The sequence below is a fragment of the Pseudomonas sp. HMWF032 genome (genome assembly GCF_003060885.1).
In the GTDB taxonomy this organism is placed as follows: Bacteria; Pseudomonadota; Gammaproteobacteria; order Pseudomonadales; family Pseudomonadaceae; genus Aquipseudomonas.
Genome location: NZ_QAIG01000005.1, coordinates 887776 through 905224 on the forward strand (window position 1 = coordinate 887776; position 17449 = coordinate 905224).

Here is a 17449-nt window from a genome sequence, read left to right on the forward strand (position 1 = left end):
GTAGCCGGCAAGCACGAACGCCCAGCGCTCGCACTCGCTGATGGCCTGGTTTCTTTCGTACAACCAGCGGTCGAACTGCACCATGGCGCGCAATGCCCAGCCTGGGTTGTAGGGCTGCGCCGGGCCCAGGCTGTTGGGGTACAGCTCGGCCATCCAGTCCGCTGTTGCGGGCATAAATTGCGCCAAGCCCTGTGCACCGACCGGGCTGCGGGCATTGGCACGCCAGGCGCTCTCCTGGTGCACCTGACCTGCCAATGTGGCAATCGGTGCATCAAGCCCCCATTCAGCATGGGCAACGCGTACCAGGGTGCGGCGGTACTGCTCGGCAGCATGAGGGATATCAGCGGCATAGGCCGGCTGGCAACTCCGAACCAGCAGCGCCACCGCCAGCAACAACCAGCCCATGGAGCTACCGAACAATGCAGCTAAGAAAAACCAAAAGGCGGCACGCATGATCAGAGCCCCAGCGTCAGGCCGAGGATGCACGCCAGCACAATCAGCGCACGCCGCAGCCAGGCCCCGACGATATGAATGCCACCGATGCACTCATGCGGGCGGGCGTCATCTTTGAACAGCGAGCGGTCGATCCAGTAGCCCAGCACAGCGCCAAGCGTGACCAGGCCAGCCTTGTACAGAACAACCTGCAGCTGCTCAGGGCGAATCAGCGCCAGGGCGACCATCAGGCAAAGGGTGATCATCGTCCACAGCGTCATGCGCGGCAGGCGAGAACGGGGTTGGCAGGTTTTAGACATGGTGCGCTCCGCGTTAAGCGTGAAGGAAGGCCTGAATCAACAGGGCTTCATCATCGCCACGCGCGCGCGAAGAGACTTTTCGGGGTGCCGAAAATCAGTGGCCAGAGAAAGGATGCAGAGTAAAACCGCGCCACTCAGTTGGCTTTCCACCAATCAGAGCACCCAGCAACGACCCGAGGGCACGGCCATGTAACAGGTACTACAACTCCAGAAAGCGAAAAAGGCACCTATCAAGGTGCCTTTTTTGCAACGTCTCCGCTATTTAAAGTGGAATGGGCTCTATACCGTGAATACTGGCACGCTCATTAAGATAACGGGCCATCCAGCGGGCCTTGGCTTTTTCCTTGGGTTTGCCATGTTCCAAGGTTTGAACAATCGCCTCGCGCGATTTCTCAAAGAGCCTAAACCCACGGTTCGATTCTTTTGCCAGATAATCCAAGTAATAGAACCCATCAAAGTCTTTCGTTAGTGGATAGGTAGTACTTTCCTTCAGAGCTTCCTGCAGACAGCAGTCATCAATGATCACGCGAGGGTAGATCGCTACTTGGCTCTCCAACTCATAAGCCTTAACCAGTCCCTCACCCATCACGATGTCCTGGGAGTGATGGAGTCCCCCGCTAGAGATTCCGCCCCGCAATAAATACCCCTGACTTAAAAGCTCGACGCATAAATTTCCTGTGACAGAGAGTACGTACTGGAAGTCGTCTCCTTCGCCTGAAATAACAATATTGTCCGAAAAGGTGGTGGCCTGTAGGTCTTTAGCAAAAGCAAACGCTTTCAGAGCCAAGAGGTCACGACGACTGCTATCGCGAATTTTATGCAGCGCTTGCAGAAGACTTACTAGCTTATCGTGGCTCCCGTTTTTCCCAAGCTCATTGACGTGGCCCCGAAAACCCAGAATATCGATGAACGCCACGTATCGTTGTTCGTAGCTGTAGTTTCCTGGCTCTACGTCTTCCTCGTCGTTCATTGCTCCGTAATCTCCCGGTACCGACGCATGTACTCCTCATAACTAAGCCCAGGCGTATGCCGCAGCTCATCCAGCTGCTGTTCTTGGCTGAGCACACTCGGTTGCAGAGAAGGCGGAACGCTCAGGGCGATTGGGCCACCGGGCTTCAAGTCGCCGCTCAGGTTGCGTGGCAGCGCCCACATTGCGCCGCTAGCTGGGTCGACGATAAACAGGCCGATCGGGCCGCTGACAAGCAGATTGCCCCAGTAGATGCCGCGCATGCTGGCCGCCAGCGGCACTTCTACATCCTCATAGCCATCCTTGCGGAAGCGCACAGTGTAGACGCCGCGCTTGAAGTAGCCCGCGCTGGATTTGAGCTTGACCAGGTTCGGCGTAACCCCGCTGGCCACCACCGCGTTGGCACCGTTACGCACCTCATACTCAGCCCCGGCCGGGGTGGTGGTGAGGTTGACGTGGTTGTAGCGGTCACCGAAGACCGTGGCGCATCCGGTAAGGCTGACCACGGTGAGTAACATGCAGATCCTTGCAATGACGTTCATTCGCGGTTCCTTTGCCTACGGGCTTAGTACCAGCTGTTTACTCTCGCCACCGCGAACCGTAACAGCTTGCATGACGGCACCACCTTGGGGGCCACCTACATTCCATACAATCTGACTTACAACAAAGAAGCTGCCATCAGCGACGTCATCAAAACTAAAGTGCCCTTGTGCATCACAGAGCGTGGACCGGTTGATGCTCTGGTATTCGGGAATCTCAGGGTTGAACGCAACTTGGCGGTACACCGAGTTGTATCCGCGCTCTGTATTGCCGTAAATCACGCGCATTCGCTCAGCTGCATATGCTGTCTTGGGAATCAGAAGAACCTGCAGGCCTGCACAGGTCACAACCCCACCACCATTCTGCCTAATGAGTGCGCTACCGCTGACAATATTCACTCCTGGACGTGTCAGCTCCCTGGCTTCTTGCGCGTTAAAGCTGGACGTTAGATTCACCGGTTTCGCGATTGCGCACCCAACTAGCACAACACCAGCCAAGGCCAGCAATGCGCATAATTTATAGCTCTGCATGTTGATATCCATATTCAGCCCGTTAGACAGTCCGACCATTTATTCACTTGGCATCAATCACAAAGGTCACTGACGCCTGCTACTCCACCATATGCGTATCAGATCGAACACCAGGGGCAATAAGTGCCACAGAATGAAGTAGCCCATAACGACAATCAGGACGGACAGGAAGAATGTTTCCGTCAACCGCTCTATACCTGAGACTTCCATGCGCTGAAGTAGGAGGCCCCAAACGAAGATCACGGCCAAACCAAAGAGCGACATCGTCCCCTTTGCAGCGTCTTCTTTCTCCTGCTTGATGCAGCGATTGCACTTCGCCTTGTCCCGGTCAATAACGCTGTTCTCGCAAGATGGGCAGGCCTTGATCGGGTTCTCGATGTAATCCCGACCGGCTACGCGGTTGTTATCGCCACTTACGTTCATGAATCCTTCCTATCCGGTACGAATGTCCTAACTCGCTTTAGATTACTGAGGTCTCTCAGGTGGTGCCAGGCAAAACGCCATCACCAATTGCAAGCGACTATTCGTTGTAATCCCTGCCTGCGACCCGATTGCCATCCCCTGTGACATTGAGACCCAAATCCTCGCCCTGGGCTTTCGGTTTTGCCTTGGGCTTCTTGCCTCCGGTCAGCAGCTCGGCCAGCAGCGCTTTGCGCGCAGCTGCGGCCAAACCTCGATAAGCCTCAAGCAGCAATTGTTCGTCCGGCGGCAAATGTCTCGACGTCGCGACATTTGCCCGCTCCCCGCTCAACACAAAGCCAACGTCCAACCCTTCCGCAGCCCAAGCCGCCAAGGCGTTGGCATCTGGAGCCGAGCGACCTTGCTCCCAGCCGATCTGCGACCTCTTAGAGGCACCGACAAGCTCCGCGAACTCCGGCTGTGTGTAGCCAAGCCGTTCGCGCTCGAATTTTAGCCGCTCGCCAAGTGAATTATATGGCACTTAATCACCTTGACATGTGCCAATATTGGCACCATTATCAATCGCACAAACAACATAAATCTTTGCATCACAGGAGCCACCGACATGGCCACTGCAACCAAAGCCCTAACTGCCACGCAGGTGAAAGAACGCTTTCGCCAACGCGGCAAAACCATCACTGCTTGGGCCGTGGAGAACGGATACACCCGCAATGAGGTGTACCGCGTACTCAACGGCCAGGCCAAAGCCAACTACGGCAAGGCCCATGACATTGCCGTGGCGTTGGGTCTGAAAGTGCCAGACGCCGAACAGCTTTCCGCCGCTTAACCCCCAATAACAACAGCAGCGAGGGACACCGACATGTCCAATCAGCCGCAGTGCCCGATCGAAGAGATCGAGCTAGTCCCGCATCCACTAGACGCTTGGCGTGCTGCGCTTAATGCGCTGATCGCCGTTGCTCCCGGTAGCTCTGCCGACATCGCCTACCACTTGAACGATGCCCGCAAGTGCATGCTCATCTGCCGCGACTTCAGCGCTGCCAGCCAAGGCGAGGCCAAGTTGATCGACCGCCTTATGTTGCTGGGTGCCGGCAAGTTGGTGGGCAAACGCCTGGACGCCGCCTCGGCAAAGCTAAACAGCAGCATGGTCAACGACCTTGGCTTCAGCCGTTTTGCCAACACGATTGGCGAACCTCACGCGCCGCAGCCAGTTCATCACACAGCCAGCCCATCGTCCGTACGGCCTCGGCCTCAAAGTGCTGCCCAGGCCAGCGGAGGTCTCGTAGCTGCTCCGGCTGGAACTGCCCTTGCACCTCAGCCACTGCTGCCAGGTGAAGCACTACTTGAGCCAGAGCATTCACCTGCGCTTTCAACACCTCAATCTGATCGGTCATAGCCATGTGCCTTCTCGTGAATGTACCTGATTCCATTGTGGGTTTTGAAACGCTTTTGCCTACCCGCAAAAAATCAATTTGTTTGGCGGGGCGCTCTGGCACGTGCGCGAGGGTCTTCCAATGAAGCGCCGCAATTGGAAAAGCGCCCAACCCAACAGCATCCGCCAGGCGATGGAGTGGTCGCTGGAGTACGCCAAAGAACGCCACAACCTGAGCGTTGAGCGCATCGCCGAGCGTATGGGGCAGGCCAACCACTGGACCCTATACAAGTGGACCAGCGAGGGGCGCATGCCCGCTGTGAGCATCCCGGCGTTTGAGCACGTGTGCGGCATCAACCTGGTGAGCCGCTGGCTGGCGGCGACGGGCAGCAAGCTGCTGATCGACATGCCCACCGGCCGCGCCTGCTCAACAGACGACATGCAGGATCTGCAGGCCGCCCTGCACACCGCAACCGGCGCGCTGCTGGCGTTTTACAACGGCACTGCTGATGCCGCTGCCACCTTGGCAGCGATACAGACAGGCCTTGAAGGCTTGGCGTGGCATCGCGGCAACGTGCAGCAGCACGCCCATCCACAACTTGAACTTGGAGCACATGAACATGAGTAAGGCCTTGGAGCTTTTCAAAACACTCTTCGATGGCCCGCGTGACCCGCGTAGCACCGAGTACCAGGAAGGTTGCCTGTACATCCTGCGCCGCAAGCTGGATGGCATAGGCAAAAAAGATTGTCCTTACCGCATGCCCAGCGCCCAGGCCGATGCCTGGCTGGCTGGCTGCCAGGAAGGCCTGCGTCAGTACCAATACACGCAGCACGAGGCCACACAGCCATGACCGACAAAACCCGCACCAGCGACAGCGGCGGCCGCGTACTGCGTGTGCTCAAAGCCCTACGTGGCCACGCCCTCACTGGTTTGAGCAATGGCGACTTAGCCAAGGCCTTGGGTGAGAGCCCGGCCACCATCAACCGCTGCATGAACACCCTGATTGCCGAGGGTATGGCCACCAAGCTCGATACCGGCCGCTTTGCCCTGAGCATCGCCGTTCTGCAAATCGCCCAGGCCCATGCCAACGAAATGGCCATGGCCCAAGGGCGCATCAACGAGATCAATCAACGCGTGTTGGCTGGTTCCAACCGCTAACAGAAAGGAGCGACAGATGGACTACCGCAAAGTCACCGAGAAACTGCTGGAGCACGACCCCAAGCGCAGCGAGCCATTCCTGCTGGGTATGGCCGCTGTACTGCAAAACCGCGTAGACCGCACTCCAGTGACCAGCCCCTATGCCGTAGGCAGTGTTGAGGACGATGCCTTCTTTGCCGGGCGCATGCGCGCTCATAACGAATTCCGCAACCTGCTGTTGGAAACCAACAGCGACCACGATGCTGCCGTTGCTCGCATGCGCCAGCTCGCTGAACTGCGGGGGGCTGCTTAATGTCACGCACCGCTAGCAAGGGGGTGGCGCTCGTAGAAGACGCCCCGCTGAACACCGAAGTGCTGCTGGCCCAGCACAACCAAGTGGCCGTATTGAATGAGGAGCAGGAAACACGGGTACGTGCAGTTGCTGAGCAGCTCGGCTACCAACTGCCAGCGGAGTGCACCGACCCGGACCTGATCCAGCGCGATATCGCCGCCAATATGCGGCGCAGCGTGGAGGCCTGCCTTGAAGTCGGGCGCGGCCTCCAGGTACTGAAGGCCGCAACCCAGCATGGGAACTTTATTGATCGGCTGGATGTGCTCGGGCTCGATAGGAAAGTGGCGGTCAAGTTCATGGCATCGGCAGCCAAATTCGCGTCCCTTGGGGGAAGCTCTGCGCTGACCAAAGCCCTCGGCAACCAATCGAAGCTCTTTGAAATGCTCGTCCTCGATGACGAAGAGATCCAGGAGCTGGAACTCACCGGCCAGACCGGCGAGCTGACGCTGGATGACGTCGCCACCATGTCAGTCAAGGAGCTACGCAAAGCCCTGCGCGAAACCCGCCAGGACAAGGAAGCCCAGGGCCGGGTGCTGGCCGACAAGAATGCCCGTATCGACGAGTTGGCCACGCGCCTGGCCAAACAGCCGCTCATACAGGTGCCAACACCCGACGAGGCAGCCAAGAAACTGCGTCAGGAAGTGATTGGCATCGCCTTCGAGGCCGAGGCCGATATCAGCGGCAAGCTGCGCGGGGCCTTTGCGACCATGGCTGCGCATACCGAGGAAACCGGCACCGACCACCGCAACTTCAAGGCCGGCCTGGTGCATCAGCTTGAGCGCCTGCTGGCTGATATCCGCGCCGAGTTCCAGCTGCCAGACAGCACCGCTGACGATGATCTGTCCTTCTTCACACAGAAGGACACCTAAGCATGAGCGCCGTTATCACCCATCGCCTGGTTGACCTTAGCCGTGCCCTTGACGGGGCCGGCAAAGGCCAGCGCACGGCGCTGTGCAAAGCGGCGGCGCTCGACCTTGGTCTGTCGCTGGCGACCATCTACCGCAAACTGGAGGAGGTCAACGTGTCCGCCACTGCTCCGCGTAAACGCCGCGCTGATGCTGGCCAGAGCGGCCTGACCCGGCAGGAAGCACTGGCCATCAGCGCCGCGCTGATCGAGTCGGCTCGCCGCAATGAAAAGCGCCTGTATTCCCTGGGCGATGCAGTGGATGCCTTGCGCATCAGCGGCATGATCCGTGCCGAGGCGGTTGATAAGGCCACCGGCGAACTGCGCCCTATGTCGCTCAGTGCCATCGGCCGCGCCTTGCACAGCTTTAAGCTGCACCCGGACCAACTGCTGGCCCCAGCACCAGTTACCGAGCTGGCCAGCACCCACCCGAACCACGTCTGGCAGATCGATGCTTCGATCTGTGTGCTGTATTACCTGAAGCCGGGGGCAGACTCCAAGGCTAATGGCTTGCGGGTGATGGATGCGGCCGAGTTCTACAAGAACAAACCGAAGAACCTGCTGCGCGTGGCTATGGATCGGGTGTGGTCTTACGAGATCACCGATCACGCCAGCGGCTGGATTTACCTCGAATACGTGCTCGGTGCTGAGAGCGGCGAAAACCTCTGCAGTGTACTGATCAACGCCATGCAGGAGCGCGGCGGCAGCGACATTCTGCATGGCCGTCCCGAAATCCTGATGATGGACCCCGGCTCTGCGAACACCTCGGCCATGGCCAAGAACCTGTGCCGCAGCCTGGGCATCCAGATGATCGTCCACGCACCTGGTGCAGCGCGGGTAACCGGCCAGGTGGAGAACGCGCGGAACCTGATCGAGCGTAAGTTCGAGGCAGGCCTGCGCTTTCAGCCAGTCGCCGATCTGGACGAACTCAATGCCCTGGCAGCACGGTGGCGTGCCTATTTCAACGCCACAGCAGTGCATTCGCGCCACAAGAAGAACCGCAGTGCGGTGTGGATGACCATTCGTGAACACCAGCTGATCAAGGTACCCAACGTCGAGGAATGCCGCCGCTTGGCAGTGGCCGAGCCGGAAAGCCGCAAGGTCACAACCAAGCTGCGCGTCAGCTTCCAGGGCCGCGAGTACGACGTGTCGGGTGTGCCGCAGGTGATGGTGCATGACCGCGTGCTAGTCACCCGCAACCCATGGCGCGATGACGCCGCCCAAGTGGTGACCACAGATGCCAACGGCCACGAGGTGTTCTATGTGGTGCCGGCCGTGGTGACCAACGACCTGGGCTTCGACATAAAAGCCGCAACCATCGGTGAAACCTTCAAGCGCCACGCCGAAACCCCAGCCCAGGTCGCCCGCAAGGATGCCGCCAAACTCGCCATGGGCGCAGAAACCCAGGACGAAGTGGACACAGCGCGCAAGGCCAAGGCCATTCCCTTCGCTGGCCAGCTGCAGCCCTACAAGCAGATGGATGAGGCTGATCTGCCGACCTTTATGCCGCGCCGTGGCACCCAGCACGGCCTTGTTATACCGACCATCGAACTCACGCCGCTTACCCATGTAGCTGCAGCTAAGGCCTTGCGTTGCAAGGTCAGAAGCTGGTCGGCGGACTCATTGACCTGGTTGAAAACCAACTACCCGGATGGCGTGCCAGAGGCCGAACTCGACACCATCGCCGCCACCCTCAACAAACCCGCGCGCCCCGGCCTGCGCGTGGTTGGAGGTGAGACATGCTGAATCTGAAAGCCACGCTGACCGATCTCGACCAGCGCCAAATCACGCTGGCCAAGCACCTGAATGTCAGCTCAGCAACCGTATCGCTGCTGATCAACCACAGGCAGTGGCCCCGGACGATCGATCAGGACGATCTGCGAAAGCGGATTGAGGGGTTCTTGAAGGAGCACGGTGCTGACGATGTTGCGGTGAACACCGCATTTGAAGAGATGGAGCCAGAGCGCGCCAACGCTAAGGCTCCTGCAAACCCAACCAAAAAAGCCATAGATGACCAGGAGTGCGAACCCATGCTACTGCGCAAACAGGTGCTGTTACCAGAAACCAAGCGGGCCTTTGCCATTTTCCGCGACCCCTTCGACGATCTGCAGTGCGTTGAGGATATGTACGTCAACCCTGATATCCGCTACATCCGCGAGTCGATGTACCAGGTGGCGCGCCACGATGGCTTCCTGGCTGTGGTGGGCGAATCCGGTGCGGGTAAATCTACCCTGCGCCGCGACCTGATCAACCGGCTGAACGCCGAGGGCGCGCCAGTTCTGGTGATTGAGCCTTATGTACTTGCCATGGAGGACAAAGGCGAAAAGGGTAAGGCGCTGCGCACTTCGCACATCGCCGATGCCATCGTCGACACCGTTGCCCCGCTGGAACGCCCCAAGTCGAACCCTGAAGCCCGGTTTCGGCAGATGCACCGCGCTCTGAAGAACAGCTACGAGAGCGGCTTTCGGCATGTGCTGATCATTGAGGAGGCGCACAGCATGCCTATCTCGACGCTCAAGCACCTGAAGCGCCTACGCGAGCTGGAGTCCGGCTTCACCAAGCTGGTCAGCATCATCCTGATCGGCCAGACCGAGCTGATGGTCAAGCTCTCAGAGCGCAACGCCGAGGTGCGCGAGGTGGTGCAGCGCATCGAGGTCGCCGAGCTGCTGCCGGTCAGCGCTGCGCGCTTGGGCGAGTTCCTCGCTTTCCGCATGGATCGGGCAGGCAAGAAGCTGGCCGAAGTGATCGACCCCAGCGGCGTGCAGGCCATCGCTGAGCGGCTGACCAACGCCGGTCGCGACACCAAACGCAGCCTGCTGTACCCGCTGGCGATCGGCAACCTAGTGGTGGCGGCAATGAACCTGGCCACCAGTATTGGCGCGCCTCTGATCACCGATGAAGTGATTAAGGGGGTGTGACATGGCCAATCCGAATGTTGTCCCGATCAAACCTTCGATCAGCGTCAACCAGCACGCAATGCCTGTCTGCACGGTGCTTACAGCGCAGCTGGCCGACTCGCTCAAGAAGGTCAACGACATGACTCGCCGCCTGCGCGCGGCGGGCATCCGCGTCGAGACGGCATCGCCGCTCGACCTCACCATTTTCATCGCCACCGACAGCGCCCAACAACTGGCCGACACCTTCCGCAAGGAATGGCACGGCCTGTCCTGGACCACCTGCGGCAAGCACACCAAGAACATGGTGCGCCTCGGCGGCATCTGCGTTGCCTGGCTGACGCCAGTGAAGGAGCAAGACCGTGGCTGACCAACTGAAGTGCCGCCGCTGCCGTTGGGTTGGTATCCATGCGGAGCTGCGCCAACGCCCCCACCCGAAAGAGCACTGGCGCTCAGACAACGTCTGCCCGCGCTGCGCATGCAAGACCTTCACTCCAGTCGAGGAACCGAAACATGGCTGATATCAACCTAACGCCGGTGCCACCTGGCTACCTGCGCAACGCAGCAGGCCACTTTGTGCCCGAGACCAGCGTGCGCGAGCAGGACAAGCTGCGCGATCAAGTAGCCACCGAGCTGGCCAAAGCAGCCATTGTCCTGAATGACCAACTGGCGGCGTTCAAGAAGAAAGCCCTGGGCGATATCGCTGACCTGGTCAGCATCGCCGCCGAGCGCTACAGCGTCACCATCGGCGGCGAGAAGGGCAACGTAACCATCGTGTCGTTTGATGGCGAGTACAAGGTGATCCGCTCCTACGCCGATCGCATCAGCTTTACCGAGGAAATGTTGGCAGCGAAAGCCCAAGTGCTGGAGTGCGTGAAGTCCTGGACGTCAGGTGCAAATGCCCACCTGGTGGAAGTAGTGCACCGCATGCTCAGCCCTGGCCGCAACGGCCAGATCCGCACCGCCGATGTGCTGGAAATGCTGCGCTGGGAGATCGACGACGAGGACTGGAAACGCGCCATGCAGGCCGTCAAAGACTCGATCCTGGTCAGCGGTACCGCTGTCTACGTCCGCATCTACAAACGCATCAGCGGCGACAAGTACGAAGCTGTTCCTCTTGACCTCGCGGCGGTGTGACATGGACCAGGAACGCATTCTCGAACGTATCAAGAAGTGCATGGAGATGGCGAAGTCGAAGACCGCCAACCCCAATGAAGCCGAAATAGCTCTGCGTCAGGCGCACAAGCTGATGGAGGCCTACAACCTGGAACTGGGTGACGTGCTAGCCAGCATGGCCTGTGAGGCGAAGATCCCGGCAGGCTCTGACGGGTCACCTCCTGCCTGGCGCGTTCGCTTGGCTCAGGTTTGTGGCCATGCATTTGGCACCAAGCTGATTATCACCACTGGCTTGTTCAGTGTGGCTGGCTTCATCTTTGTGGGCTGCGGAGCGGCTCCAGAACTGACCGGGTACGCCTACCAGGTGCTTGAACGTCAATTACAGAAAGCGCGTCGGGAGTTTCTCGCAGAGCCCAAGCAAAAGCGCTGTAAGCGCAGCACTAAGGTTGCTCGCGGTGATCACTTCGCAAATGCCTGGATCGATGCGGTGTACCACAAGGTCGACGCCTTCGCGGGTGTTGAGGACAACATCGCCGAAGCCATCGACGCTTACATGGCCAAACATCACCCCGACCTTGAGTCCGCCAAGATGAAGCGTCGCAAGCTAAAAGCGCGTGACGAATCAGCAGTCAACGCCGGGTACCAGGCAGGCAAATCTGCTCAATTGCACCAGGCCATCAGCCACAAACCGGTCGCCCGGCTGACTCAGGGGGTATGACATGGCTACTGATACCAGTGTTGAGGTAACAGTCACCATCGATCATGCCGGCTACAAAACCAAAGTGGTTCAGGGTAAGCGCGGATGCTGCACCTATGACGCCAAGCTGGCCGTAGAACGCCTGGCAGACAAGCTGTTCCCGGATTACCACAAGTCCATTGAGCGCCTCGAATGCACACCGGTTGGCCGGCTGCACAGTAAGTGGCTGATCGTTCCAGGAGAGCCATTTAATGTCCCTGTCTAAAGCCCTTATCACCAAGATCCACGTCGCCAAGAGTCAGACCCCAGGCCTGGACGATGACAGCTACCGCGCCATGCTCCTGCGAATCAGCAACGGCAAGACCAACTCGTCCAAGGGGTTGACCCAGGCTCAGGCCGAGAAGGTACTCGAGGAGTTCAAGGCAAAGGGCTGGAAGCCAAAGCCGAGCGCCAAGGCAAAGGGCAAGCCGAAGAACTTCGACCAGATGCCGGCACGCATCACCAAGATCGAGGCGCTGCTGGCCGATATGCGCCTGCCGTGGGCCTATGCCGACGCGCTGGCCAAGCAGATGTTCAAGGTCGACCGCGTGTCCTGGCTGAAGCTGCCCAAGCAACTGGATGCACTGATCGCGGCTCTGCACGTCGAGCAGGAAAAGCGCCAGTTGCTGGCCAGCGTGGAAGAGCTGTGCAAAGAGCTGGGCATTGATGCTCCAGAACGCGTGGCTGGTTTGGAACAGCTACCTGAGGGGTGGCAGCGGCAACGTCCAATCCTGCAGCTGCTGATCGACGCTCTGAATGCGGCCGTTGTGCAACGGCGGGAGGAGTAATGAAGGTCAGGTCGCAGCAGATCCGCCGGCGCAACACGATGCTGCGCGAGCTGTCGGAGCTGCTCGTCGATTCGCTGAAGCGTCATGGAATCGCTGATGAGAAAGCCATCAACGAAGCGGAGGAGCTGGCATTCCAGCTCCACCGGCGTTGGGCAGGGATCACTTTCGTTTTCCCGGTCAAGGATGACCTAGCTCGTAAGCGCTTAGAGCTGCACATCATGGAAGAGTACGATGGCAGCAACGCCGACATCCTGGTGCGTAAGTACGGGGTGACTGAGGACTGGATCTACAGCGTGCTTCGTCAACATCAGCGCCGGCGGATCGACAAGAACCAGATCGGTATGGACTTCGGCGACGGCCAATAATCCCCGGCCGCCGCCTTTTCCCTCCAGACAACACTTTTTCAAACGCCGTCCCGATATTTCCCGCCTCGTCCCGCTATATCCCGCCTTTATCGCGCTTTCCCTGCTAGATCTTTCTCACTCCTGCACAGGGGGGGCAGGTATAAAAAAGCCCGGCTTAGTGCCGGGCTTTTTGTTGCGTGCGTCCCTGTGCGCAGTGTGTTCTATCCGTGGGCCTTGGCGACTGCTGTGTTGGGAGCATCAGGCTGCGCCAGCAGGCTGTACACGCAGGGCAGCACGAACAGGGTGAACAGCGTGCCGATCGACATGCCGGTGGCGATCACCAGACCGATGTCGAAGCGGCTGACTGCGCCAGCGCCACTGGCGAGGATCAGCGGCACCATGCCGAAGACCATCGCCGCGGTGGTCATCAGCACCGGACGCAGACGAATCGCCGCCGCTTCTTCGACCGCGTCACGGCGCGACAGGCCTTTCTCACGCCGCAGCTGGTTGGCGAACTCGACGATCAGAATGCCGTGCTTGGTGATCAGGCCAATCAGCGTTACCAGGCCCACCTGGGTGTAGATGTTCATGCTCGACAGGCCGAGGAACAGTGGAAGCAGCGCTCCACAGATCGACAGCGGTACCGTGACCATGATCACCAGCGGGTCACGGAAGCTCTCAAACTGCGCCGCCAACACCAGGAAGATCAGGGCCAGGGCCAGGGCGAAGGTGGCATATAGGGCATTGCCTTCCTGAACCAGTTGGCGCGATGCACCGGCGTAGTCATAGGAAAAGCCGGCAGGCGCTTCTTCCTGCATGATCTGCGTCACCGTCTCGACCGCTTCACCCATGCTGACAATTGGCACGCCCTGGATGATGGCCGAGTTGAGCTGCTGGAACTGGTTTAGCTGGGTCGGGCGAGCACGGTCGCTGACCTTGACCAGGGTTGACAGCGCCAGCATCGCACCGCTTTCGCTCTTCACGTAGTAGCTGTTCAGCCAGCCCGGATTGTCGCGGTAAGCACGCTCGACCTGGGCGATCACCTTGTAGCTGCGCCCGTCGATGGTAAAGCGGTTGATTTCACCTTCGCCGAGCAGGCTGGCCAGGGTCAGACCGAGGTCTTCCATGGACACGCCCATTTGTGCGGCTTTCTCGCGGTCGATTTCTACGACCACTTCTGGCTTGTCGAAGGCCAGATCGACGTCGAGGAAGGCGAACTTGCCAGACTCCACGGCGCGTTGCTTGACCCGCTCGGTCACTTGCAGCAGGGACTGGTAGTCGTTAGGGGTGTTGATCACGAACTGGAACGGCAACCCTTCACCGGTGCCTGGCAGTGCAGGCAGGTTGAAGCCGAAAATCTGCAGGCCGGCGATTTGCGACAGGCGCGCTTGCACCTCGGGAAGGATTTCCATCTGCGTGCGCTCGCGCTCACCCCACGGCGTCATCAGGAAGCCGCCGATACCCGATTGCACACCGCTGGTGCCGTTGATCTGGAAGGAGGAGTAGTACTCGGGGAACTCCTTAAAGATGGTCACGAACTCATCGGTGTACTTATTCAGGTAGTCGAGGTTGGTGGCTTGTGGGGCATTGGCAATCATAAAAATGATGCCTTGATCCTCTTCGGGAGCCAGTTCACTTTTGGTGAATTTGAGCAGCACCGGGATCAGGCACATGACGATCACCGCAAACACCAGCACCACTGGGCGTGTGTCCAGCGTGCTGTGCAGGGCGCGCTGGTAGCGGCGCTTGAGGCTGTCGAAAATCTGATCGAGTTTGTGTGCCAGGCCCGATGGATTCTCTTCATGGCGCAGCAGCTTGGCGCACATCATCGGCGACAGGGTCAGGGCGACGATGCCGGAGATGATCACCGCGCCGGCCAGGGTCAGGGCGAATTCCTTGAACAACGCGCCTGTGAGGCCTTCCAGAAAACCGATGGGCGCATAGACGGCCGCCAGGGTGATGGTCATGGATATCACCGGTACCGCGATTTCCCGTGCGCCTTCAATGGCCGCATCAAAAGGCGTTTTGCCTTCCTCGATATGCCGGTGGATGTTCTCCACCACAACGATGGCGTCGTCCACCACCAGGCCGATGGCCAACACCATCGCCAGCAGGGTCAGCAGATTGATCGAGTAGCCCATCAGTTGCATGAAGAACAGCACGCCGATCATCGACAGCGGGATGGTGATCACCGGGATCAGTACTGAACGGAACGCGCCGAGGAACAGGAACACCACCACGATGACGATCAGCACCGCTTCGCCGAGGGTCTTCACCACTTCGTCGATGGATGCCTGGATAAACAGGGTGGCGTCATAGGCGATGGAAACTTTCAGGTTCGGCGGCAGCTGCGCTTCCAGGTCTGGCATGACCTTGCGCACTTCCTTGATCACATCCAGCGGGTTGGCCCCCGGCGTACCCTTGATGGCGATGTACACCGAAGGGGTGCCGTCGAAGGAGCTGATCGCGTCGTAGCTTTCCGCGCCCATTTCCACCCGCGCCACATCGCGGATCAGCACGCGGCTGTCGCCCACGGTCTTCAACGGGATGGCGGCAAACGCCTCGGCCGATTTCAGGTCGGTTTCGGCGTTGATGCTGGTGACCACGTACTCGCCTTTCACTTCACCGGCTGCGGCAAGGAAGTTGTACTTGCGCACCGCATCGTTTACGTCACCGGCGGTCACGCCGTATGCACCCATTTTTACTGGATCGAGCCACAGGCGCATGGCGAACACCTGATTGCCGAGAATTTCGGCCTCAGCCATGCCCGGCAGGGTGGCCAGCTTGGGCTGGATGACCCGCGACAGGTAATCGGTGATCTGCGGGTTGCTCAGCTCCTGGCTGTAGAAGCTGATGTACATCAGCGCCGTGGAGTCAGCGGCTTCCTTGCTCAGCACTGGGTCTTCGGCGTTCTGCGGCAGCTGGTTCTTCACCTCGTTGGCCTTGGCCAGCAGTTCGGTGAACAGGCGGTCGCTGTTGGCGCCGATGCGCGCATAAATCGAGATGATCGATACGTTCTGCCGGCTCTCCGAGGTCATGTAGTCAATGCCGTCGGCACTGGCCAGACTCTGCTGCAGCGGCTGGGTGATATAACCCTGGATGGTCTCGGCATTGGCCCCGGGGTAAGCCGTGGTCACCGTGATCAGGGCGCTTTCCATCTGCGGATACTGGCGGATGGTCAGTTTGCTGAATGCCTGGAAGCCAAGCAGGATGATCAACAGACTGACCACGGTCGCCAGTACCGGGCGACGGATAAAGGGATCAGTAAAAGCCATAAATAAGTTCCTTTGCGCCGCGCCGGGTTAATTGGCGCTTGGCTTGGCCTGCGAGTTGGCGATGCTGACATGGGCGCCGTTATCCAGCTTCAGCTGGCCGGCGGATACCACCTGCTCACCGGCTTGCAGGCCTTTGAGAATCACCACTTGGCCTTCACGGCGTTCGCCGGTTTCAACGAAGCGGCGGTCGACAGTCAGTTCGGCCTGGCCTTTGTCATCTTTGACCACCTGGCCGTCTTCTCCTTTCTTCTCGCCGATCACGTACACCGAATTACCGTAGAGGGTGTAGGTGATGGCGGTTTCCGGGACAACGACCCGATCCTGTTCACCGGGCAGAAGAACCTCCAGGTTGGCGAACATACCCGGCAGCAGTTTGCTCTCCGGGTTGGTCAGCATGGCGCGGACTTGCACGTTGCGCGTGGTGTCTTCGACCTTGGGGTTGATCGCAGCGATTTCGCCTTCGAACACCTCGTTCGGGTAAGCCGCTACGCTGAAGCGCACGCGCTCGCCGATGGCCAACTGGGGCACCGCCTGCTCCGGCAGGAAGAAGTCGACGTAGAGCTTGCTCAGGTCCTGTAGGGTGGCGATGGTGGTGCCGGAGGCGAGGTAGTCACCAACATCCACCTGGCGGATGCCGATCGTGCCGGCAAAGGGTGCAAGGATGCGCTTCTTCGCCAGTTGCGCCTGCAGCTGGGCAACGCTGGCGTTGGCTTTCTGCAGGCTGGCCTGAAGTCGGTCGAACTCACTCTTCGAGATGCTCTGCCGACTGATCAGGCTGCGGCCGCGTTCATATTCCACGCGGGCCAGACCCAGCTCTGCCTGTGCAGTGGCCAGGCTGGCCTGTTCGACATCGCTGTCCATCTGGATCAGCGGCTGCTGCAGGGTAACCTGCTCACCGGAGCGGAACAGCACCTGTTGCACAGTGCCGCCGACTTCCACGGTCAGGTCAACGCCCTGAAAGGCCTTGAGTGTACCGATGGCCGGCAGGCGGCCCTGCCACGGACGCGTTTCGGCGCTGGCCGCATCTACGCTGACGGCCGGCTGCGGTGCCGAGAACATCTGCACTTGTTGGTAGATAGAAAAGCCTTTGTAGGCGGCGAGGGCGAGTACCACGAGGAGTACCGCGCCGAGCATGATCAGCATGCGGCGAAGCAACATATTCCGGTTCCTTGGCAAAGCGGTAAGAGGGCCTGGGAATAGGCAAGAGGGGCACATTAGACCTCGCGCAGAGGCCTGTCAAAGATTCGCATTTGCAAAATATTGCTGTACAAAAGTTGCCTGATTGATCAAGTGCTTTTTAAGCAAAATGCCAGCATGTGCTGGC

Annotated in this window: 24 protein-coding genes; 14 read left to right on the plus strand and 10 right to left on the minus strand. The window is 59.4% G+C overall.

Annotated elements, in window-relative coordinates:
• From DBR00_RS20950 to DBR00_RS06940, 7 genes are all read right to left on the minus strand, one after another.
• On the minus strand, positions 1 to 405 hold a 405-nt coding region (locus DBR00_RS20950), incomplete at its 3' end, for a transglycosylase SLT domain-containing protein (RefSeq protein ID WP_256582971.1).
• A gap of 50 nt (positions 406 to 455) precedes the next feature.
• Positions 456 to 752, minus strand: coding sequence for a putative holin (locus DBR00_RS06915; RefSeq protein WP_256582942.1), 297 nt, complete (start codon positions 750 to 752; stop codon positions 456 to 458).
• 262 nt (positions 753 to 1014) lie between these two features.
• Entirely contained in the window at positions 1015 to 1722 is a 708-nt protein-coding gene (locus tag DBR00_RS06920) for a hypothetical protein (protein ID WP_108488473.1), read from the minus strand.
• Positions 1719 to 2261, minus strand: coding sequence for a hypothetical protein (locus tag DBR00_RS06925; protein ID WP_108488474.1), 543 nt, complete (start codon positions 2259 to 2261; stop codon positions 1719 to 1721). The genes DBR00_RS06920 and DBR00_RS06925 overlap by 4 nt, the downstream gene beginning before the upstream one ends.
• Positions 2262 to 2276: 15 nt before the next feature.
• Positions 2277 to 2801 carry a hypothetical protein gene (locus tag DBR00_RS06930; protein WP_146180674.1) on the minus strand — a complete coding sequence of 175 codons (525 nt, stop codon included), beginning with the start codon at positions 2799 to 2801 and terminating at the stop codon, positions 2277 to 2279.
• Positions 2802 to 2855: 54 nt separating this feature from the next.
• Positions 2856 to 3212 (minus strand): hypothetical protein, encoded by a 357-nt coding sequence (locus tag DBR00_RS06935; protein ID WP_108488476.1) that lies wholly within the window; start codon positions 3210 to 3212, stop codon positions 2856 to 2858.
• A gap of 97 nt (positions 3213 to 3309) precedes the next feature.
• Positions 3310 to 3729, minus strand: a complete 420-nt coding sequence (locus DBR00_RS06940; protein WP_108488477.1) for a DNA-binding transcriptional regulator — start codon at positions 3727 to 3729, stop codon at positions 3310 to 3312.
• Between the two features lie 84 nt (positions 3730 to 3813).
• Here DBR00_RS06940 and DBR00_RS06945 point away from each other — a divergent pair, with 84 nt between their 5' ends.
• Positions 3814 to 4035: a DNA-binding protein gene (locus DBR00_RS06945; RefSeq protein WP_108488478.1), complete on the plus strand. Its 222-nt coding sequence runs from the start codon at positions 3814 to 3816 to the stop codon at positions 4033 to 4035.
• Between the two features lie 334 nt (positions 4036 to 4369).
• On the opposite strand, the gene DBR00_RS06950 is transcribed toward DBR00_RS06945, so the two are convergent.
• The gene (locus DBR00_RS06950; RefSeq protein ID WP_108488479.1) at positions 4370 to 4606 is read right to left on the minus strand and encodes a hypothetical protein; all 237 of its coding nucleotides are present in this window, start codon (positions 4604 to 4606) and stop codon (positions 4370 to 4372) included.
• Positions 4607 to 4720: 114 nt separating this feature from the next.
• Here DBR00_RS06950 and DBR00_RS06955 point away from each other — a divergent pair, with 114 nt between their 5' ends.
• The 13 genes from DBR00_RS06955 (at position 4721) to DBR00_RS07015 (ending at position 12871) form a co-directional block, all read left to right on the plus strand.
• A complete protein-coding gene (locus tag DBR00_RS06955) occupies positions 4721 to 5206 on the plus strand; it encodes a hypothetical protein (RefSeq protein ID WP_108488480.1) in 486 nt (161 codons plus the stop codon).
• Positions 5199 to 5429 carry a hypothetical protein gene (locus DBR00_RS06960; protein ID WP_108488481.1) on the plus strand — a complete coding sequence of 77 codons (231 nt, stop codon included), beginning with the start codon at positions 5199 to 5201 and terminating at the stop codon, positions 5427 to 5429. Before DBR00_RS06955 ends, DBR00_RS06960 begins: the two co-directional genes overlap by 8 nt.
• Positions 5426 to 5737, plus strand: coding sequence for a helix-turn-helix domain-containing protein (locus tag DBR00_RS06965; protein ID WP_108488482.1), 312 nt, complete (start codon positions 5426 to 5428; stop codon positions 5735 to 5737). Before DBR00_RS06960 ends, DBR00_RS06965 begins: the two co-directional genes overlap by 4 nt.
• Before the next feature lie 16 nt (positions 5738 to 5753).
• Positions 5754 to 6029, plus strand: coding sequence for a hypothetical protein (locus DBR00_RS06970; RefSeq protein ID WP_108488483.1), 276 nt, complete (start codon positions 5754 to 5756; stop codon positions 6027 to 6029).
• On the plus strand, positions 6029 to 6937 hold the full coding sequence (locus DBR00_RS06975) for a hypothetical protein (protein WP_108488484.1): 909 nt from the start codon (positions 6029 to 6031) through the stop codon (positions 6935 to 6937). Before DBR00_RS06970 ends, DBR00_RS06975 begins: the two co-directional genes overlap by 1 nt.
• A gap of 2 nt (positions 6938 to 6939) precedes the next feature.
• On the plus strand, positions 6940 to 8718 hold the full coding sequence (locus tag DBR00_RS06980) for a DDE-type integrase/transposase/recombinase (RefSeq protein WP_108488485.1): 1779 nt from the start codon (positions 6940 to 6942) through the stop codon (positions 8716 to 8718).
• Complete coding sequence (locus DBR00_RS06985; protein WP_108488486.1) at positions 8712 to 9890, plus strand: ExeA family protein; 1179 nt, start codon at positions 8712 to 8714, stop codon at positions 9888 to 9890. Before DBR00_RS06980 ends, DBR00_RS06985 begins: the two co-directional genes overlap by 7 nt.
• Before the next feature lies 1 nt (position 9891).
• A complete protein-coding gene (locus DBR00_RS06990; RefSeq protein ID WP_108488487.1) occupies positions 9892 to 10236 on the plus strand; it encodes a hypothetical protein in 345 nt (114 codons plus the stop codon).
• Between the two features lie 143 nt (positions 10237 to 10379).
• Complete coding sequence (locus DBR00_RS06995; RefSeq protein WP_108488488.1) at positions 10380 to 11003, plus strand: DUF3164 family protein; 624 nt, start codon at positions 10380 to 10382, stop codon at positions 11001 to 11003.
• 1 nt (position 11004) lies between these two features.
• Positions 11005 to 11700: a DUF2786 domain-containing protein gene (locus DBR00_RS07000; RefSeq protein ID WP_108488489.1), complete on the plus strand. Its 696-nt coding sequence runs from the start codon at positions 11005 to 11007 to the stop codon at positions 11698 to 11700.
• Position 11701: 1 nt separating this feature from the next.
• A complete protein-coding gene (locus tag DBR00_RS07005) occupies positions 11702 to 11944 on the plus strand; it encodes a hypothetical protein (RefSeq protein WP_108488490.1) in 243 nt (80 codons plus the stop codon).
• Entirely contained in the window at positions 11931 to 12506 is a 576-nt protein-coding gene (locus DBR00_RS07010) for a gp16 family protein (RefSeq protein ID WP_108488491.1), read from the plus strand. The genes DBR00_RS07005 and DBR00_RS07010 overlap by 14 nt, the downstream gene beginning before the upstream one ends.
• Positions 12506 to 12871: a Mor transcription activator family protein gene (locus DBR00_RS07015; RefSeq protein ID WP_108488492.1), complete on the plus strand. Its 366-nt coding sequence runs from the start codon at positions 12506 to 12508 to the stop codon at positions 12869 to 12871. The genes DBR00_RS07010 and DBR00_RS07015 overlap by 1 nt, the downstream gene beginning before the upstream one ends.
• A gap of 200 nt (positions 12872 to 13071) precedes the next feature.
• On the opposite strand, the gene DBR00_RS07020 is transcribed toward DBR00_RS07015, so the two are convergent.
• On the minus strand, positions 13072 to 16125 hold the full coding sequence (locus tag DBR00_RS07020) for a multidrug efflux RND transporter permease subunit (RefSeq protein ID WP_108488493.1): 3054 nt from the start codon (positions 16123 to 16125) through the stop codon (positions 13072 to 13074).
• 27 nt (positions 16126 to 16152) lie between these two features.
• Complete coding sequence (locus DBR00_RS07025; protein WP_108488494.1) at positions 16153 to 17283, minus strand: efflux RND transporter periplasmic adaptor subunit; 1131 nt, start codon at positions 17281 to 17283, stop codon at positions 16153 to 16155.
• Between the last annotated feature and the right edge of the window lie 166 nt (positions 17284 to 17449).

Excerpts from the sequence above, each read along its gene's own strand:
- DBR00_RS06915 (WP_256582942.1), bottom strand. The coding sequence starts at position 752 with ATGTCTAAAACCTGCCAACCCCGTTCTCGCCTGCCGCGCATGACGCTG.
- DBR00_RS06920 (WP_108488473.1), bottom strand. The coding sequence starts at position 1,722 with ATGAACGACGAGGAAGACGTAGAGCCAGGAAACTACAGCTACGAACAA.
- DBR00_RS06925 (WP_108488474.1), bottom strand. The coding sequence starts at position 2,261 with ATGAACGTCATTGCAAGGATCTGCATGTTACTCACCGTGGTCAGCCTT.
- DBR00_RS06930 (WP_146180674.1), bottom strand. The coding sequence starts at position 2,801 with ATGGATATCAACATGCAGAGCTATAAATTATGCGCATTGCTGGCCTTG.
- DBR00_RS06935 (WP_108488476.1), bottom strand. The coding sequence starts at position 3,212 with ATGAACGTAAGTGGCGATAACAACCGCGTAGCCGGTCGGGATTACATC.
- DBR00_RS06945 (WP_108488478.1), top strand. The coding sequence starts at position 3,814 with ATGGCCACTGCAACCAAAGCCCTAACTGCCACGCAGGTGAAAGAACGC.
- DBR00_RS06950 (WP_108488479.1), bottom strand. The coding sequence starts at position 4,606 with ATGGCTATGACCGATCAGATTGAGGTGTTGAAAGCGCAGGTGAATGCT.
- DBR00_RS06955 (WP_108488480.1), top strand. The coding sequence starts at position 4,721 with ATGAAGCGCCGCAATTGGAAAAGCGCCCAACCCAACAGCATCCGCCAG.
- DBR00_RS06960 (WP_108488481.1), top strand. The coding sequence starts at position 5,199 with ATGAGTAAGGCCTTGGAGCTTTTCAAAACACTCTTCGATGGCCCGCGT.
- DBR00_RS06965 (WP_108488482.1), top strand. The coding sequence starts at position 5,426 with ATGACCGACAAAACCCGCACCAGCGACAGCGGCGGCCGCGTACTGCGT.
- DBR00_RS06970 (WP_108488483.1), top strand. The coding sequence starts at position 5,754 with ATGGACTACCGCAAAGTCACCGAGAAACTGCTGGAGCACGACCCCAAG.
- DBR00_RS06975 (WP_108488484.1), top strand. The coding sequence starts at position 6,029 with ATGTCACGCACCGCTAGCAAGGGGGTGGCGCTCGTAGAAGACGCCCCG.
- DBR00_RS06980 (WP_108488485.1), top strand. The coding sequence starts at position 6,940 with ATGAGCGCCGTTATCACCCATCGCCTGGTTGACCTTAGCCGTGCCCTT.
- DBR00_RS06985 (WP_108488486.1), top strand. The coding sequence starts at position 8,712 with ATGCTGAATCTGAAAGCCACGCTGACCGATCTCGACCAGCGCCAAATC.
- DBR00_RS06990 (WP_108488487.1), top strand. The coding sequence starts at position 9,892 with ATGGCCAATCCGAATGTTGTCCCGATCAAACCTTCGATCAGCGTCAAC.
- DBR00_RS06995 (WP_108488488.1), top strand. The coding sequence starts at position 10,380 with ATGGCTGATATCAACCTAACGCCGGTGCCACCTGGCTACCTGCGCAAC.
- DBR00_RS07000 (WP_108488489.1), top strand. The coding sequence starts at position 11,005 with ATGGACCAGGAACGCATTCTCGAACGTATCAAGAAGTGCATGGAGATG.
- DBR00_RS07005 (WP_108488490.1), top strand. The coding sequence starts at position 11,702 with ATGGCTACTGATACCAGTGTTGAGGTAACAGTCACCATCGATCATGCC.
- DBR00_RS07010 (WP_108488491.1), top strand. The coding sequence starts at position 11,931 with ATGTCCCTGTCTAAAGCCCTTATCACCAAGATCCACGTCGCCAAGAGT.
- DBR00_RS07015 (WP_108488492.1), top strand. The coding sequence starts at position 12,506 with ATGAAGGTCAGGTCGCAGCAGATCCGCCGGCGCAACACGATGCTGCGC.
- DBR00_RS07020 (WP_108488493.1), bottom strand. The coding sequence starts at position 16,125 with ATGGCTTTTACTGATCCCTTTATCCGTCGCCCGGTACTGGCGACCGTG.
- DBR00_RS07025 (WP_108488494.1), bottom strand. The coding sequence starts at position 17,283 with ATGTTGCTTCGCCGCATGCTGATCATGCTCGGCGCGGTACTCCTCGTG.